General features: G+C 49.7%; 12 protein-coding genes. All 12 read left to right on the top strand.

Features of this window, described 5'->3' with window-relative positions:
* Nucleotides 1-326: 326 nt before the first annotated feature.
* The 12 genes from rfbB to FYJ45_RS12910 all read left to right on the top strand — a co-directional run bounded on the left by rfbB (nucleotide 327) and on the right by FYJ45_RS12910 (nucleotide 18,144).
* On the top strand, nucleotides 327-1,403 hold the full coding sequence (gene rfbB / locus FYJ45_RS12855; protein ID WP_154464907.1) for a dTDP-glucose 4,6-dehydratase: 1,077 nt from the start codon (nucleotides 327-329) through the stop codon (nucleotides 1,401-1,403).
* Between the two features lie 174 nt (nucleotides 1,404-1,577).
* Nucleotides 1,578-2,447: a glucose-1-phosphate thymidylyltransferase RfbA gene (gene rfbA, locus FYJ45_RS12860; RefSeq protein ID WP_154464908.1), complete on the top strand. Its 870-nt coding sequence runs from the start codon at nucleotides 1,578-1,580 to the stop codon at nucleotides 2,445-2,447.
* Nucleotides 2,448-2,514: 67 nt separating this feature from the next.
* Nucleotides 2,515-3,069, top strand: coding sequence for a dTDP-4-dehydrorhamnose 3,5-epimerase (rfbC, locus tag FYJ45_RS12865; protein ID WP_021638982.1), 555 nt, complete (start codon nucleotides 2,515-2,517; stop codon nucleotides 3,067-3,069).
* Between the two features lie 14 nt (nucleotides 3,070-3,083).
* Nucleotides 3,084-4,109, top strand: coding sequence for an ABC transporter permease (locus FYJ45_RS12870; RefSeq protein ID WP_154464909.1), 1,026 nt, complete (start codon nucleotides 3,084-3,086; stop codon nucleotides 4,107-4,109).
* A gap of 37 nt (nucleotides 4,110-4,146) precedes the next feature.
* Complete coding sequence (locus FYJ45_RS12875) at nucleotides 4,147-5,571, top strand: ABC transporter ATP-binding protein (RefSeq protein ID WP_154464910.1); 1,425 nt, start codon at nucleotides 4,147-4,149, stop codon at nucleotides 5,569-5,571.
* Between the two features lie 23 nt (nucleotides 5,572-5,594).
* Nucleotides 5,595-7,661 carry a class I SAM-dependent methyltransferase gene (locus FYJ45_RS12880; RefSeq protein ID WP_154464911.1) on the top strand — a complete coding sequence of 689 codons (2,067 nt, stop codon included), beginning with the start codon at nucleotides 5,595-5,597 and terminating at the stop codon, nucleotides 7,659-7,661.
* Entirely contained in the window at nucleotides 7,658-9,652 is a 1,995-nt protein-coding gene (locus tag FYJ45_RS12885; RefSeq protein ID WP_195841804.1) for a glycosyltransferase family 2 protein, read from the top strand. The genes FYJ45_RS12880 and FYJ45_RS12885 overlap by 4 nt, the downstream gene beginning before the upstream one ends.
* Nucleotides 9,653-9,748: 96 nt before the next feature.
* A complete protein-coding gene (locus FYJ45_RS12890) occupies nucleotides 9,749-11,746 on the top strand; it encodes a glycosyltransferase family 2 protein (RefSeq protein WP_154464913.1) in 1,998 nt (665 codons plus the stop codon).
* A 127-nt stretch (nucleotides 11,747-11,873) separates the two neighbouring features.
* Nucleotides 11,874-13,601 (top strand): phospho-sugar mutase, encoded by a 1,728-nt coding sequence (locus FYJ45_RS12895; protein WP_154464914.1) that lies wholly within the window; start codon nucleotides 11,874-11,876, stop codon nucleotides 13,599-13,601.
* A 195-nt stretch (nucleotides 13,602-13,796) separates the two neighbouring features.
* Nucleotides 13,797-15,152: a glycosyltransferase gene (locus FYJ45_RS12900; protein WP_154464915.1), complete on the top strand. Its 1,356-nt coding sequence runs from the start codon at nucleotides 13,797-13,799 to the stop codon at nucleotides 15,150-15,152.
* Complete coding sequence (locus FYJ45_RS12905; protein WP_154464916.1) at nucleotides 15,149-16,120, top strand: glycosyltransferase family 2 protein; 972 nt, start codon at nucleotides 15,149-15,151, stop codon at nucleotides 16,118-16,120. The genes FYJ45_RS12900 and FYJ45_RS12905 overlap by 4 nt, the downstream gene beginning before the upstream one ends.
* Nucleotides 16,121-16,713: 593 nt before the next feature.
* A complete protein-coding gene (locus FYJ45_RS12910; protein ID WP_154464917.1) occupies nucleotides 16,714-18,144 on the top strand; it encodes an undecaprenyl-phosphate glucose phosphotransferase in 1,431 nt (476 codons plus the stop codon).
* Nucleotides 18,145-18,164: the final 20 nt, after the last annotated feature.

An 18,164-nucleotide genomic window follows, 5' to 3' on the forward strand; every position in this document is an offset into this window, starting at 1 on the left:
GAAGGCTACGAATGCCTAAAGGGTGTGGATAAAAACATGAAAAGGGCGTAGCGATGTGGAAAATAAATATTTAAGTATAAAAGTATCGAGAGGATTATTTACAACCTGCCAGCGCCTTTCGGCGCTGCATTTTCAAGGTTTTATTTGGTAAAACAAGAATTTTGTGGTATACTAATTAAAATTAAGCTTAATGTCAGTTCCTCTGCCTGTTTAACAGCTTTTTAAAGCGGCGGCAGCCTGCGGTGTAAAAGAAGACCGGCCGGATTCCGGCAGAAAGAACGGCTGCAGGGCATTTAATTTTTAAGGCGGAGACAAAGGAGAAAAATATGAGAACTTATTTGGTAACAGGCGGCGCAGGATTTATTGGTTCCAATTACATCCACTATATGTTCAGGAAATATGACAACGAAATCCGGATTATCAATGTGGATGCCCTCACCTATGCCGGCAATCTGGAAAATCTTAAAGATGTGGAGGAGAGGGAGAACTATACCTTTGTTAAAGCCAACATCTGTGATAAGGAAGCGATTGAAAAGATTTTTACGGAAAATGACATTGACAGAGTGGTGCATTTTGCGGCGGAAAGCCATGTGGACAGAAGCATCCGCAATCCGGAAATTTTTGTCCAGACCAATGTTTTGGGCACTGCAGTCATGTTGAACTGTGCCAAGGCGGCATGGGAGAATCCCGACGGCAGCTTTAAGGAAGGAAAGAAATTCCTTCATGTATCTACCGACGAGGTATACGGTTCCCTGGAAAATGAGGGTGAGTATTTTTACGAGACAACTCCTTATGCGCCTCACAGCCCCTATTCCGCAAGTAAGGCCAGCTCGGACATGCTGGTTAAGTCCTATATGGATACCTATCATTTCCCGGCGAATATTACCAACTGTTCCAACAATTACGGCCCTTATCAGTTCCCGGAGAAGCTCATTCCGCTGATTATTAACAATGCGCTTCATGGAAAGAATTTGCCCGTTTACGGAGACGGCAAGAATGTGCGTGACTGGCTGTACGTTGAGGATCATGCAAAGGCCATCGATATGGTACAGGAGAACGGCAGACTTTTTGAAACATACAATATCGGCGGACATAATGAAAAGCAGAATATACAGATCATTGAGATTATCATAGATACCCTCCAGGAAATGCTGGCTGAGGACGATCCGAGAAGGACGCTGGTTTCCAGAGATCTGATTACCTATGTGGAGGATCGCAAGGGCCATGACCGCAGATATGCCATTGCACCGGATAAGATCAAGGCGGAAATCGGCTGGGAACCGGAAACCATGTTTGCGGAAGGCATAAAGAAGACCATTGCATGGTACTTTGAGCATGAGGATTGGATGAAAAACGTTACCAGCGGTGATTACCAGAAATATTACAACGAGATGTACAAATAATGGTAGCGGTTCGTAACAGTTCAGCGGGCAATGTCATTTAGTTAAGACAGTGCAGACACTGCAGTGTAACAGCCTTAATTTTGCGGCAACACTGCAGTGCTTTATGAGATAAGGTTTCAGGTAAGTGATGAACGGCCCGGTGGAAAAAGGGCCTCTGAAAGGAGGAGCACGACCATGAAAGGAATTATTCTTGCAGGAGGAAGCGGAACCAGACTGTATCCGCTGACCAAAGCAATATCCAAGCAGATTATGCCGGTATATGATAAACCAATGATTTATTATCCTTTGTCCATATTGATGCTGGCGGATATCCGGGAAATCCTCATCATATCCACACCGAGGGATCTTCCGATATTTAAGGAACTTTTAGGGACCGGAGAGCAGCTTGGGCTGACTTTATCCTATGCCGTACAGGAAGCTCCGAGAGGACTGGCGGATGCATTTATTATCGGAGAGGAATTTATCGGAAAAGACAGCGTGGCGCTTGTACTGGGAGACAATATTTTCTATGGGCAGAGCTTTTCCAAAGTGCTGCGGACCGTTGCTTCCCGGGAGAAGGGAGCTACAATTTTCGGTTATTATGTACGCGACCCCAGAGAATACGGCGTAGTTGAGTTTGATGAGGACGGAAAGGCACTTTCCATTGAGGAAAAGCCGGAGCATCCCAAGAGCAATTATGCGGTTCCCGGGCTGTATTTTTATGATAATGATGTGGTGGAAATTGCAAAGAGCGTAAAGCCCTCCGCAAGAGGAGAGATAGAAATTACGGCTGTAAACAATGAGTACCTGCGCAGGGGTACTCTCCGTGTGGAAACTCTGGGAAGGGGCTTCGCCTGGCTGGATACGGGAAGCCACGATTCCCTGCTGGATGCGGCGGATTTCATATCCGCATTCCAGAAAAGACAGGGCCTGTATATCTCCTGTATTGAAGAAATTGCCTTTAAGCGCGGCTTTATATCCAGGGAACAGCTTTTGAAGCTGGCGGAGCCGCTGATGAAAACGGATTATGGAAAATACATGGTAGAGGTTGCCAACGGACTGTAAAGGCCTTCCTTTAGCGGGCGGCTGTGCTAAAGCAAAATATTGATATCAGAAACGAGGAATTACAGAAATGGGAAAAATTACGGTAGAAACATGTGAAATTGAAGGGCTGAAGGTGATTACTCCCACCGTTTTCGGCGATAACCGCGGATATTTTATGGAAACCTATAATTATAATGATTATAAAGAGGCAGGAATCGATCAGATATTCGTGCAGGATAATCAGTCTGCTTCAAAAAAAGGAGTGCTCAGAGGCCTTCATTTCCAGATACATTATCCCCAGGATAAGCTGGTGCGCGTCCTGAAGGGCGAGGTGTATGATGTGGCGGTGGATTTAAGGGCTGATTCCCCCACCTTCGGAAAGTGGTTCGGCGTGCTTCTGACAGAAGAGAATAAAAAGCAGTTTTTTATTCCGAAGAATTTTGCCCATGGCTTCCTGGTGCTTTCTGACTATGCCGAATTTGCCTATAAGTGTACGGATTTCTATCATCCGAATGATGAAGGCGGCCTTGCATGGAATGATCCGGATATCGGAGTGGAATGGCCTATTCCCGAAGGTATGGAGCTGATCCAGTCTGAAAAGGATACTAAATGGGGCGGAATCAAAGAGTATAAAGCGGAGTGAACCGGAAAACAGGAATGAATAACAAGAAGAGAAAAGAGAAGCCCGCGCTCAGACAGGGCATCAGCAAAAAGACAGGACTAACCATATTCACCCTCGTAATGTTAATCATGGGGGTGATTATTGCGTGTTACCATAATCCGCTGGCAAACCAGACTGACGAGCTGATAAAGAAGATTATCGCCTGCACGTTAATTGCGGCGGCGGTAGTAGCCGTACTGAAATTTTACGATAAGATAATCCTCCTCCCGTTTGAGCTTTACCAGAACCGGCGGCTGATATGGCGTCTGGCGAAGAACGATTTTAAACGCCGGTATGCGGGATCCTATATGGGAGGCATATGGGCCATGGTGCAGCCGGTGGTCACTGTGGCGATGTATTATGTGGTATTTCAGGTAATTATGCCGCAGAAGGCGCAGCTGTTGGGAGATGGGATTGAAGTTCCCTATCTAGTATTCCTGACGGCGGGACTGGTTCCCTGGTTCTATTTTTCCGAAGCGCTCACTAACGGGATGATGGCGCTGCTGGAATATGAATATCTGGTAAAAAAAGTAGTATTTAAAATAAGCATTCTGCCTATTATTAAAATTATTGCGGCCACGTTCATCCATGGCTTTTTTGTGCTGGTGCTTTTAATCATAGCATTTTTCTATGGTTTTACCCCCAGCCTGTATACGCTACAGACTTTTTATTACAGCTTCTGTATGTTTGCCCTGGTGTTGGCTATCAGCTATACCACCTGCTCCGTGGTCATTTATTTCCGCGATCTTCAGCAGATAGTGGGCATCGGCCTGCAGATTGGCATGTGGGCGACTCCGGTTCTCTGGCAGCTGGGGACTCTGAGCAAAAAGGCCCAGATGCTGGTGAAAATCAATCCGCTTGTCTATATTGTGGAAGGCTACCGCAGCTCCATTTATGAAAAACAGTGGTTCTGGGAGGATTTTTATTCCACGATGTATTTCTGGATTATCACGGTGGTGCTGTTCTGTATCGGCGCGCTTGTTTATAAACGCCTGAAGGTACATTTCGCGGATATCATGTAAGCGCCGTATCGTCAAAAACGCGCAGTTGGGAGCAAAAATGGAAGAAAGACAGCTTGCCATCCATGTGGAGGGCTTAAATAAAGTATATAAACTCTATGATCATAACAGGGATCGTCTGGTGGATTCCCTGGGCCTGGCCCGCAAGAAAAGGTACAGGGAGCATTATGCCCTGCGTAATGTGGATTTGGATATTTATCAGGGGGAGTGCGTGGGGATCATCGGTACCAACGGTTCCGGTAAATCCACGATTCTTAAAATCATTACCGGCGTGCTTAATGAGACGGACGGCGTGGTGGCAGTCAACGGGCGGATTTCCGCGCTGCTGGAGCTGGGCGCCGGCTTTAACATGGAGTACAACGGGATTGAGAACGTATATCTGAATGGAACCATGATCGGGTTTTCAGAAAAGGAAATAGATGAAAAGCTTCAGGATATCCTGGATTTTGCGGATATCGGAGAATATGTATACCAGCCCGTCAAAACGTATTCCAGCGGTATGTTTGTAAGGCTGGCTTTTGCTGTGGCCATCAATATCGATCCGGAAATCCTCATTGTGGATGAGGCGCTTTCCGTTGGCGATGTTTTTTTCCAGGCAAAGTGCTATCATAAGTTCGAAGAATTCAAGAAGCAGGGAAAGACCATTCTTTTTGTCAGCCATGATTTGAGCGCCATCAGCAAATACTGCGATCGGGCCGTACTGCTCAATCAGGGCGTAAAGCTGGGTGAGGGCAGCCCCAAAGAAATGATTGACGCCTACAAGCGCGTGCTGGTGGGACAGTATGAAATGCCCGAAACAGGCGGCAAAGGCGGATTGCTTCAGGATAAGGACATACGGGCTGCTGCGGCAAAGGCGGACGGCGGTACGGTCAATGAGAATGTTTTCGGAAACGGCAGCGCTCAGGAAAACAACAGTAAAGAAAACAACAGCGCGGAAAACGAAGCCTCCGCCAGTGAAAAGTCAGGTCGGACTGCGTTGAAAAAGCATCCCCGAACACAGGCGCAGGGAGTAAATCCTCAGGCGCTGGAATACGGAACGAAGGAAGCGGAGATTATAGATTATTATGTGACGGACGGAAATGGTGTGGAGACGACAACCATACTGAAGGGTGATCCCTTTACCATGCATATGAGGGTGCATATCCACGAGGATGTGCCCGCGCCGATTTTTGCGCTTTCCATTAAAAATATCAAGGGCGTGGAAATTACCGGGACGAATACCATGGTGGAGCGGGCGTTCCTGGAAGGGGTAAAGGCCGGGGAAGAGCTGGAAATTACTTTTTCACAGAAGGTGAGGCTGCAGGGCGGCGATTACCTTTTGTCTCTGGGAGTGACCGGATATAAGGGAGATTCCTTTACGGTATACCACCGTCTGTATGATATTATGAACCTGACCGTGATTTCCGACAGGGATACGGTGGGATACTTCGATATGGAATCTGATGTGAAGGTTGCCAGATTATAGAGTGCGAAAGGCAGGGGCCAAAGATGACTGAGCAGATAGGGAAAGTGAAACTGGACTTATCCTTTTACCCCGGAGAAGACTTCTACTGTGACGGAACGGTAGAGGATGAAATATTGGATATTGTAAAAAATTATCCGCCGGAGGAATACCAGAAAAAAATAGAGGAAAAGCGCAGCTGGCCTGTGTTTTATCATCTTTCGCCGCAGCGGGAAAATATTGCGGCCTGGCTTCCCATGGATAAAAATACGAAGGTGCTGGAGGTAGGCAGCGGTATGGGAGCGGTCACAGGAGTGCTGGCCCGTAAGGCCGGCAGCGTCACCTGTGTGGATTTATCCAAAAAAAGGAGTCTCATCAATGCCTATCGCAACCAGGAATATGACAATGTAACGATTTATGTGGGGAATTTCAATGATATAGAACCGATTCTGCCCTGCGATTACGATTATGTCCTGCTGATAGGCGTTTTCGAATACGGACAGAGCTACATTCCCACGGAAGCGCCCTTTGAGGATTTCCTGAACATTAACCAGAAGCATGTAAAAAAGGACGGCAACCTGGTCATTGCCATAGAAAACAAGATGGGGATGAAGTACTGGGCCGGCTGCGCGGAGGATCATTTATCCCGGTTTTTCGCGGGGATTGAGGATTATCCTGACGGCGGCGTAGTGCGCACCTTTACCAGGAACGGCCTGGAGAGGCTGATGCGTAAATGCGGTGTTGCTGACTATCATTTTTACTACCCTTACCCGGATTATAAATTTGCCGACACCATTTATTCCGACAGACGCCTTCCCAAGGTGGGCGAGCTGAGCAAGAACCTGCGGAATTTCGATGCGGACAGAATGCTTCTTTTCGATGAGAAAAATGCCTTTGATATGGTGATCCGGGAAGGCATATTCCCCATGTACAGCAACTCCTACATGGTGATGACAGGACCTGCGCCGGACACCGTTTATACGAAATTCTCCAATGACCGGGCGGATATTTATGCTATCCGTACGGATATTGTGGAGCAGGAAAAAAGGCGTATCGTCCGCAAAATACCGGATTCGCCGGCAGCGGCCGAGCATGTGGAAAATATAGCGAAATTTTATAAGGAACTGAAAAAAAGATACGAAGGAAGCGGACTTTTTATAAATGAATGTCATCTGATAAAGGACGGGAAGGGCCTGCCGGAAGCACAGTTTGAATATCTGGAGGGCTGTACGCTGGAGGAAATGATGGATGACTGCCTGGATCGGGAGGACATGAATTGCTTCCGCAGCCTTTTCGGGGCATATCTGGATAAAATCCGTTACAGGGCGCAGGTGCCGGTATCGGATTATGATCTGGTATTCGGAAACATTATTGTAGATAAAGAGGGCCGCTGGAACCTGATTGATTATGAGTGGACCTTTGAGGAATGTGTGGATTCCAATGCGCTGGCTTTCCGTGCGTTGTACTGCTATCAGATGGGAGACGGCAAGCGTAAGGGACTTCCTGTGGAGGAATTCCTGAAGGAGCTGGGAATCAGCGAGGAGGGGGCGCAGGAATACCGGGCCAGGGAACGTCGTTTCCAAAAGGCCGTTACGGGCAACCGTGTGTCGGTTTCCGATATGCGGGTGCTGCTTGGCAGGAGGGCGATCCCATGGCAGGAGTTTTTTTCAAGGCTTGATCGCAAAAAGGTGGAGATATTCGAAGATTACGGCGCGGGCTACAGCCCGGAGCATTCCTATCATCATTTTCCAAGCTATCTTGTGGATGATCACATGCGTATCAGTGTGCCTGTGAAGGAGGGCGTCAGGGGAATCCGTATCGATCCTGCGGAAAGCTCCTGTATTGTACGCATGGAGAGCGCCGTGCTGAACGGCATGGAGCTGCCGTTGTCGGAGCCGGCTTATCTGGCGATGAACGGATGGGAGCTGACGCCGAAAAAGGATCCCCATCCTGTATTCTTTTTCCACAGCAATGATCCCAACATCAATATCCGGCTGGATAAAGTGCCGGAGGGCGGCGATGGGATTTTAGAGGTGGAGTTCGAGATAGAATGGCTGTCGGAGGAAACGGCGTCCGCGGTGGATGCCAATCTCAAAAGGAGGCACTGGTTTTGAACCTGAAGAAAATATTGCAGGCTCCTATGCGGAGACGACAGACTTTAAAATATGAAAACAGAATCGTGAGTCAGACGGTTGCCTATCATGACTGGATTCTGAAAAAGGAACAGCAGGAAAGGGAAGGCTCTGTCCTGCTCGGGCAGGAGCTTTCCATGGAATATATCGCCTACAGCGGCTGCGGGGAAAAGTTTTCCTTAAAGGAGGTTGAGGCGGACATTGCGGTGTTCTATGGGGACGGCGGAAAACCGGAGAAGGAAGAAATGGCCCTTCTTGCAGATTATTTTGCCAGACATCCAAAGGCGCTGCTGGTTTATGCGGACGAGGATGAAATCGACAGCGCTTCAGGAGAACCCAGGCGCCGGAATCCATGGCTGAAGCCGGACTGGTCCCCGGATACGTTGATTTCCTATTTTTATTTTGGGAACCTCTTTGCGGTGAGGACCAAAAGCCTTCAGGATATCCCGTGGCTGGGCTCCGGGGATTTCAGAAGCAATCTGTATGATTTCTGTTTGAAGGCGGTGGAAAAGGCGGGGGAGGCCTGCCATTTTGACAGCGTGCTTTTCCATAATACAAGCCCCATCCGTCCTTTCGGTATGGAAGAAAAATATGAAGAGCTCAAAAGCGCGGCATACATAAGACGGGGATGGCCCCTGAAGGCGGAAGGCATGGTTTCCATCGTGATTCCCTCCAAGGACAATCCGGGCGTCCTGTCCACATGTATCCATTCCGTGATGGAAGCCAGCACCTACCGTAATTTTGAAATCATCGTCGTAGATAACGGCAGCAGTGAAAAGAACCGGAGGCGCATTGAACTCATGCTGTCCTTGATGACGCCGGAGTGCCGGTTCCGTTATGTGTATGAGCCGATGGAATTTAATTTTTCCGCCATGTGCAACAAAGGCGTGGGGCTGGCGCGCGGCGAATATGTAATGCTTTTGAATGATGATATAGAAATTATCCAGGAAGACTGGCTGGAAAAAATGATGCGTAAGGCCGTGCTTCCCCATGTGGGTGCGGTAGGTGTGAAGCTTTTCTATCCGGGCAGCCATACCATCCAGCATGCCGGGATCACAAATATCCGTCTGGGCCCGGCCCATAAGCTGCAGTTTCGGGATGACAGGACGGATTATTATTTCCTCAGGAACCGCCTGGCCTTTGATGTGCTGGGCGTGACCGGGGCCTGCCTGCTTGTGAAAAAAAGTATTTATGAGGAGGCCGGAGGTCTGTCCGAGGCGCTGCGAGTGGCCTTTAATGATGTGGAATTCTGCTATCATGTCTATGAGATGGGCTATTATAATGTGATCTGTAATGATGTGGCGCTTTATCATCATGAGTCCTTAAGCCGGGGCATGGACGACAGCGTGGAGAAGCTGAAACGCCTCCATCAGGAGCTGAATATGCTTTATGAGCTGCATCCGGATATTTACGGACGGGATCCTTTTTACCACAGATATCTGGTGAAGGATGTGTTGGATCAGGAATTTTACGCCGGAAACAGATATGAGTATACGGATCGGCTGGATACCGTGGAGCCTGAAAGCCTGCGGGATGGTTTACGTCCAGAGTGGTGCAATGAGGTGCTGCGCATGGGGATTGAATTTGCCGGTGATCTGTGTAAGTGGGAAACCGGCCGCAGCGGCGGCGGAAATTATTTTATCCAGGGCTGGTGCTATGCGCTTCAGGTGGACAACAGCCAGTATCGTTTTAACCTTCTGTTAAAGCCGGTGGATCGGGGCGACGGTCCGTCGGCGGAGAATGGCGGGGAGGAAGGCGCTGTGTGGAAGCTGCCTGTCAGCAGGCAGTACAGGCCGGATATCCAGGAAAATCTGGGCCATCTGCAGATGGTGGCGCTTACGGGCGTGTGCCTGCAGTTTGGAAGAGAGGCGCTGCCTGAAGGGGAATACCGCATCGGTTTCCTCTGGGAGGACTGCTGTTCCAGGCAGAAGCTGTATCAGTGGACGGCGGAAACCATGGAGATCGTACACTGAGCGGCAGCTGTGAGAATGCCGGCCGGCGGCCGTCTGGCTGTATGAAAAGGAAGGCGGCCGGCCGCGGCGTACTTTGAGAGGAGCAGGACAATTCGTATGGATCAGAAGAAAGAAAAGAACGGCGGACAGGAATCGGTCGTGCCGGAAAAGGATTATAAAGAGGCTTACGAGCAGGAGCATTATAAAAGCACCTATCTTGCGGGCCGTGTGGCGGAGCTGGAGGATCAGGTGGATGACCTGCAGTTCAAGCTGGACAGAATTAAGAACAACCCTGTGTGGAAGGCGAGCACCCCTCTGCGTAAATGTATGCATTTTGCCATCCGTCAGGTGGACCGTGTGAAAAACTGCGGCAGCATCGGCGGTGTTGTGACGAAGATGAAGTATAAGGCCAATGAACGCAGGGCCATGAAGCATTACGGTACGGAGAGCTTTCCTTCGGAGGAGGAAAGGAAGCGGCAGGAGGAAACCGTTTTTCCCAATATGGTGAAAATCAGTATCCTGACCCCCCTTTGGAATACGCCGGAAAATTTCCTGCGGGACATGATCGGCTCCGTGCAGAAGCAGACCTATGGGAACTGGGAGCTGTGCCTGGCGGACGGCTCGGATGATGCCCATGCTTACGTGGGAGAAATCTGCAGAAAGCTGGCTGAGGAGGATGAACGCATCCACTACAGGAAGCTGGAAAAAAACGAAGGCATTGCAGGAAATACCAACCAATGCCTGACAATGGCCACGGGAGAATATATCGGCCTATTTGATCATGACGATATGCTGCATCCCTGTGTGCTTTTTGAATATGTAAAGGCAATCAATGAGAAAAATGCGGATTACGTTTACTGTGATGAAGCCACCTTTAAAAACGGCGACATCAACCAGATGATTACCATGCATTTTAAACCGGACTACGCTATCGACAACCTGCGGGCCAATAATTATATCTGCCATTTCAGCGTTTTTTCCAGAAAGCTTCTGGACGGGACCGAGCTGTTCCGCACGAAATTCGACGGCAGCCAGGATCATGATATGATTCTGCGGCTTACGGATAAGGCGGAGCATGTGGTGCATGTGCCAAAGCTTTTGTATTACTGGAGACTGCACGCAGGCAGCGTTGCCTCGGGAATCGAAGCCAAGCCCTACGCCATTGAATCGGCAAGGGGTGCGGTGGCGGATCATCTGAGAAAGCATGGTTTTGAGCATTTTACCATCACAAGCACCAGGGCCTTTGAGACCATTTTCAAGATCACCTATGAAATCATCGGGGATCCGAAAATATCTATTATCATCCCCAATAAGGATCATGTGGAGGATCTGCGCAGATGCGTTACTTCTATTATAGAGAAGTCCACCTATGACAATTACGAAATCGTCATTGTGGAAAATAACAGCGAGACAAAGGAAATCTTCTCCTATTATGAGGAGCTAAAGAACAATCCTTCCATAAAAATAGTAACCTTCAAGGGGGCCTTTAATTACTCTGCCGTGAATAATTTTGGAGTGGGCGCGGCCACGGGAGATTACGTCCTGCTTCTGAATAACGATACGCAGGTCATAACCGTAAACTGGCTGGAGGAACTGCTTATGTACGCACAGCGTGAGGATGTGGGCGCTGTGGGCGGAAAGCTGTATTACGCGGATAAGACCATCCAGCACGCCGGCGTGGTAATCGGCCTTGGCGCCCACCGGACGGCGGGGCATACACATTACCGTCAGAAACGGGAAAACCTGGGGTATATGGGAAGGCTTTGCTATGCGCAGGATGTTTCCGCGGTAACCGGGGCCTGCCTTATGGTGAAAAAAAAGCTGTATGAAGAGGCCGGCGGCCTGGACGAAGGCTTTGCCGTTTCTCTTAACGACGTGGATTTCTGCCTGAAGCTGCGGCAGTTGGGCTATTTGAACGTATTTACCCCTTTTGCGGAGCTGTATCATTATGAATCCGTGTCCAGGGGACTGGATACGGACGGGGAAAAGGCGGCGCGCTATAATGAGGAATCCGCCCGTTTCCGGGAAAAGTGGAAGGTGCAGCTGGAGGCGGGGGATCCCTATTACAACCCGAATTTTACGCTGGATAAAAGTGACTTTTCTTTACGGGTATAAAAAAATGTAGTATACTGAACAAGGACAGTATGACTTCTTCAACGATTGAGATCAGAGATAACCGCCCGGCGGGGCGGCACATTTGCTGCACAGGCCCGCGGAAGCGGAAGAAAAGGAGGAGAAACACATGGGATATATGGAGGAATACAAATTCTGGCTGGAAGCTCCCTATTTTGACCCGAAGACAAAAGAGGAACTGAAGGGAATCGAAGGAAACGAAGCGGAGATCGAGGACCGGTTTTATAAGGAACTGGAATTCGGCACCGGCGGCCTGCGCGGCGTAATCGGCGCGGGAACCAACCGCATGAACATTTATACGGTAAGAAAGGCCACACAGGGCCTGGCAAACTATATTTTAAAGCAGGGCGGAGAGAAAAAGGGCGTGGCAATTGCCTATGACTCCCGTTTCATGTCCCCTGAATTTGCGGACGAGGCGGCTCTGTGCCTGGCGGCTAACGGCATTAAGGCCTATGTTTTTGATGAATTACGGCCCACACCGGAGCTTTCCTTTGCGCTGCGCACCCTGGGCTGTATTTCCGGAATCGTGGTAACGGCAAGCCATAACCCGCCGGAATATAACGGCTATAAGGTATACTGGGAGGACGGCGCCCAGGTGACCGCGCCCAAGGATAAGGAAATCATCGATGAGGTGAAGGCGGTTACCGATTATGCCGATGTGAAGACCATGGATAAGGATGCCGCCGCGGCAGCAGGGCTTTACCAGGTAATCGGCTCCGAAATCGACGATGCTTATATGGTAGAGCTGAAAAAACAGATCATCCATCCCGAAGTGATTCAGGAAATGGCTGACGATATCAAGATTGTATACACACCCTTCCACGGCACGGGCAACAAGCCGGTCAGAAGAGTGCTTTCCGAGCTGGGCTTCAAGCATGTGTATGTGGTTCCGGAGCAGGAGCTGCCTGATCCCGAATTTACCACGCTGGATTATCCCAATCCGGAAGATCCCAAGGCATTTACGCTGGCGCTTAAGCTTGCTAAGGAAAAAAATGCGGATATCGTGATGGCAACCGATCCGGATGCCGACCGTCTGGGCATTTATGCGCTGGATACAAAGAGCGGTGAATATGTGCCGTTTACAGGAAACATGTCCGGCATGCTCATTGCGGAATACATCCTGAGGGAACGCACCGCCACAGGGACCATGCCCGTCAACCCGGCCATGGTGAAAACCATCGTTACCACCAATATGGCAGACCCCATTGCGGCGGATTACAACGTAAAATTGATTGAAGTTCTCACAGGATTTAAATTCATCGGGGAACAGATCAAGCTGTTTGAGCAGACCGGATCCAACAACTACGTATTCGGCCTGGAGGAAAGCTACGGCTGCCTGGCAGGAACCCACGCGAGAGACAAGGATGCCGTTGTGGCGGTTATGTGTCTGTGTGAGGTTGCCGCATGGTGCAAAAAGCATGGCCTGACACTGTGGGATCAGATGCTTGCCCTCTATGAAAAATACGGATATTTTAAAGAGGATCTGTACACCATTACCTTAAAGGGCATCGACGGCTCCAGGCAGATCGGGGAAATGATGGATAAGCTGAGAAAGAATCCTCCCGCCCGTTTTGGAGAGCTGGAGGTGGTAAATGTCCGCGATTACGAGACAGGAATTACCAGGGAGCTGGCAACCGGGAAAGAAACCCCTACGGGACTGCCCAAGTCCAATGTCCTGTATTTTGACCTGACCAACGATTCCTGGTGCTGTGCAAGACCTTCCGGAACCGAACCCAAGATCAAATTCTACATGGGCGTTAAGGGAACCAGCCTGGAGGATGCGAAGGCTAAGAACGAAAAGCTGACGGAAGAACTGAAGGCAGTGATCGAAGCATAAAGCAAGGGAAGCTGCAGGGACGTTATTATGCTGCGTGTACGGACTGCGCAGTGTATGCGCAGTACCCTGACGGAAGCTTATTTTTACAGTAATGAATATCACGGCGCAGAAAGCCGGCAGGTATCGGTGCCCATCCGTTCTTTTTCGGGTGGACACCGCTTCTTGCACTTTAGAGTTTAAAAACAGGAGAGTTGCATGGGACATATTCTGAACCTGTCCAATTTCACAAAGGCATTCCGTTATCTGAAAAAAAACGGCTTGGGCGCGGCATTTTCTGCCGTGGAAGAACGTATTTTACAGGAGCGTTCCCTGGCGGAAGAGGCCGGAGGCAATGGTACGGGCAGCCGGTACCAGCCGCCCTCTGAGACAGAACTGGATGCCCAGCGCAGACGCAGCTGGCCTGAACCGGTGCTCTTCAGCATTGCGGTGCCGGCTTATGAAACCGATCCTGTTTACCTGAAGGAGCTTTTGGATTCTCTTCAGGAACAGACCTACCCCTGCTGGGAGCTCATCCTGGCGGATGCGGGCACGGGAGACAGTGTCAGAAAAGCGGCCGAAGCCAGGGCTGATGAGAGAATCCGCTACATCAGGCTGGCCTCGAATGATGGAATTGCCGGAAATACCAATGCGGCGATAGAACTGGCACAGGGAGCCTATATCGGCCTTCTTGACCATGACGATATTCTCACCCGGGACGCTCTTTACGAAATGGCCTGCGCCCTGGAAAAACAGGAACAAAACGGAATACATCCCGTATTTTTGTATTCCGATGAAGATAAATGTGACGGCGAAGCGCAGAATACCTACGAGCCCCACAGAAAAACGGACTTTAACCTGGATTTGCTGCTGTCTAATAATTATATCTGTCATTTCCTGGTGATGGACGCTGCGGTTATGAAACGTCTGCGTCTGCGCACCGGATTTGACGGCGCACAGGATTATGATCTGGTGCTTCGCGCGGCGGGACAGGTTCTTGAAGGAACGCCCGAGGAAGCCTATGTCCATATCCCAAAGATCCTCTACCACTGGCGCTGCCACCGTAATTCCACGGCCTCCAATCCTGCCAGCAAGACCTATGCCTATGAAGCGGGGAGGAGAGCCCTTGAGGATTTTGGCAGGGAACACGGCTGGAAAGTGCAGGCGGAAGATACCAGGCACCTGGGCTTTTACCGCCTGGAGTTTATGCCGGATGCGCTCAGCCAGCGCAGTGATCTGGGCGCTGTAGCCGGCCCCCTTCCTTCCAGGAATGGCCGTCTGGTGAGCGGAATATACGACGAATCGCCCGATTCTACTGTGACCATGCGCTATGACGGCCTTAAACGCCGCTTCAGCGGGTACATGCACCGGGCGGTCCTCACTCAGGATGTGGAGGCCGCAGACATCCGCACCATGCAGGTCCGGCCTGAATTCAGGAAGGATTTGGATCTGGCCCTGCAGGAAATACGCGCCGGCGCCGATCCGGTCAGGACAAGCATTGCCTTTTGCCTGACCTTAAGAAAACGAGGCTTCCGCATTCTGTGGGATCCGGACAGGAAAGAGGAAATCCATTGAAAACAACCGTAGTTATCCCCAATTATAACGGCATACAATATCTGGAAAACTGCCTCCGCTCCCTGGAACACTGCTTCCCGGAGCGCGGCGGACCCACATTTGCAGTCATTATCGTTGATAACGGTTCCGACGACGGCAGCGCGGAAATGGCGGAACGTCTTTTTCCCTGGGTACGACTTATCCGTTTTCCGGAAAACAGAGGCTTTGTGGAGGCTGTAAACGAGGGAATCCGACAGTCGGCAACTCCTTATGTCTTCCTGCTGAACAATGACACTACCGTGGATCCCAGCTGCATCCGCAGGCTGGAACGCCGTATGGACAGCGATCCTGCCCTTTTTTCCGTCGCAACCAAAATGCTTTCCATGGCACAGCCGGACGTCATGGACGGCGCCGGGGATCTTTACAGCGCCCTTGGCTGGGCCTATGCAATAGGAAAGGGACGGCCGTCCGCCGACTACAACGCTCCCGTGCCCGTATTTTCCGCATGTGCAGGCGCCGCCCTCTACCGCAGGGAATACCTGGAAAAAACCGGGCTGCTGGACGAAATCCACTTTGCCTACCTGGAGGATGTGGATCTTGGCTACCGCGCCCGAATCCTGGGCTACAAAAATTGTTACGAACCCACTGCCAGGGTGTACCATGCCGGCAGCGCCACCACTGGTTCCCGCTACAACCCTTTTAAAATTGCCCACTCCTCCAGGAATAACATATACCTCATTTACAAAAACATGCCGTTCTTCCAGTTATTGCTGAACCTCCCCTTCCTGGCCGCAGGATTTTTCATGAAAATCCTCTTCTTCTGCGCCAAAGGCTATGGAGGCGTATACCTTAAGGGCATGGGCCAGGGCTTCAGGCTTTGCGCAACGCCCGAAGCCCGCGCCCGAAAAGTCCGTTTCAAACCCGCCAATTTCGGGCACTATATAACCATACAGCTGGAACTCTGGCTCAATATGTTCCGCCGTATATAAGCCACCGGCCTGTCAAGCATTCAAACCGCCGGAAAAATTAAAAAAAATATTTATTTTTAAAACTTTCAGACAACCAATTACATCTTAATATAAGACATACCTTAGCTCCCCTCAATTTGCCCCGGCAATGTCCTCATAACCGGCTTTCGAAAGCTTTCCGACGTTATGTCTGTGGTACGTCAGCTATCGCTGCCCGGTCTGGGTCCGCTTCGGGTGGGAAGGGTCGTGGGTGAGGGGGATTTTCAAATGCCTGGGAAGCCTTGGAGCTGTTTCTTAAAGCCTGAAACGGCAGCTTAACCTGCCATACGGCAGCTGTCTGAGGAGCGCCAGCGATGAGTTCCTGCCGTATCAAGGTCGTCCAAGCTGCCGTTTCAGGCTTTTAGAAACAGCCCAAGGCTGATATGGCAATTGAAAATTCCCCTCATCCACGACCCTTCCCACCCGAAGCGGACCCAGACCGGGCAACAATACCTAACGCATGCGCCACAGACACAACATCACTGTCGTAAAATGGCGATTAAGGAAAATTTAAGTTGTGCTTTTAAGATTATTATTGTACAATACAATTTGTATATGGGGAAACAGGTGAAGCCATGATTAAGGACAACCAGCAATACTTTAACCGATTGCATGTCATAGTAGATGCATTTGTTATTGCAGGCTCCTATATACTTGCGTGGTATTTGAAAATAGGGAGCAATTTAAAAGATACGGGTCCTGAGGTGGGCGTGTTGGATATGAAGATATATTTCAGCGCCCTGTATTTTGTTGTGCCGGGATATCTGATTCTGTATTACTGGTTCAAGCTTTACTCACCCAAACGGGTTCAGCGCAGTGAATCGGAAATCGTTAATGTGTGCAAGGCGAACATCGTTGGCGTGACAGTTTTTCTGGCGGTGCTGTTTATGGTAAATAATACCTTCAGTTCCTTCCAGGTGCACGATTTTTCCCGTGGCATGGTTGGTATTTTCTGTGCCGTCAATACGGTAAATACCCTGCTCATGCGCGCCCTTATCCGCTATATACTGTATTATGTAAGGAAAAAAGGTTACAATCTCAAGTACATTCTTCTGGTAGGATATTCCAGGGCAGCGGAAGAATATATCAACAGAATCAATTCCAACCCTCAATGGGGATATGTGGTAAGAGGAATTCTGGATGATAAAGTGCCCAGAGGAGCAACCTATAAGGGAGTGAAGGTATTAGGATCAATTGACAACCTTCTCTATATTTTACCGGAAAACAAGCTGGATGAAATCGCCATCACGCTCTCCCTGGAAAGCTATGACAGACTGGAGGAGCTGGTGGATTTATGTGAAAAATCGGGTGTCCATACCAAATTTATACCGGATTATAATTCTCTGATCCCAGGAAAGCCTTACATGGAGGATTTGATGGGGCTTCCGGTAATCAATATCAGGTATGTGCCGCTTTCCAATACGCTCAGCGCGCTGGCGAAGCGCTGTGTGGATATTGCAGGATCTTTTTTCGGACTGATCCTGATATCGCCGCTTTTGCTTGTTGTGGCGCTTCTGGTGAAAGCTACCAGCAAGGGGCCGGTTATATTCAAGCAGGAAAGAGTAGGGCTTCATAATAAAACCTTTATGATGTATAAATTCCGGACGATGCGGCAGCAGCAGCCCGGTGAAGAGAAGAAGGGCTGGACAGTGAAGGGCGATCCCAGGATTACCAGAGTTGGGGCATTCCTGCGCAGAACAAGCCTGGATGAACTGCCTCAGCTGTTTAATGTCCTGCTGGGGGATATGAGCCTGGTGGGGCCAAGACCGGAACGGCCTCAGTTTGTGGAGAAGTTCAGGGAAGAAATACCCCGCTATATGATAAAGCATCAGGTGCGCCCCGGAATGACCGGATGGGCACAGATTAACGGCTACCGGGGGGACACGTCCATCCGCAAACGGATTGAATATGATATATACTACATTGAGAACTGGAGCATGGCCCTTGATATCAAAATCCTTTTTCTTACTTTTTTCAAAGGATTTATCAATGAGAATGCTTATTAGAAATACAGGAAACAGGAGAA

This window comes from Eisenbergiella porci (genome assembly GCF_009696275.1).
GTDB classification, from domain to species: domain Bacteria; phylum Bacillota; class Clostridia; order Lachnospirales; family Lachnospiraceae; genus Eisenbergiella; species Eisenbergiella porci.

Coding starts and splice junctions, on each gene's coding strand:
- rfbB (WP_154464907.1), top strand. CDS start 327: ATGAGAACTTATTTGGTAACAGGCGGCGCAGGATTTATTGGTTCCAAT.
- rfbA (WP_154464908.1), top strand. CDS start 1,578: ATGAAAGGAATTATTCTTGCAGGAGGAAGCGGAACCAGACTGTATCCG.
- rfbC (WP_021638982.1), top strand. CDS start 2,515: ATGGGAAAAATTACGGTAGAAACATGTGAAATTGAAGGGCTGAAGGTG.
- FYJ45_RS12870 (WP_154464909.1), top strand. CDS start 3,084: ATGAATAACAAGAAGAGAAAAGAGAAGCCCGCGCTCAGACAGGGCATC.
- FYJ45_RS12875 (WP_154464910.1), top strand. CDS start 4,147: ATGGAAGAAAGACAGCTTGCCATCCATGTGGAGGGCTTAAATAAAGTA.
- FYJ45_RS12880 (WP_154464911.1), top strand. CDS start 5,595: ATGACTGAGCAGATAGGGAAAGTGAAACTGGACTTATCCTTTTACCCC.
- FYJ45_RS12890 (WP_154464913.1), top strand. CDS start 9,749: ATGGATCAGAAGAAAGAAAAGAACGGCGGACAGGAATCGGTCGTGCCG.
- FYJ45_RS12895 (WP_154464914.1), top strand. CDS start 11,874: ATGGGATATATGGAGGAATACAAATTCTGGCTGGAAGCTCCCTATTTT.
- FYJ45_RS12900 (WP_154464915.1), top strand. CDS start 13,797: ATGGGACATATTCTGAACCTGTCCAATTTCACAAAGGCATTCCGTTAT.
- FYJ45_RS12910 (WP_154464917.1), top strand. CDS start 16,714: ATGATTAAGGACAACCAGCAATACTTTAACCGATTGCATGTCATAGTA.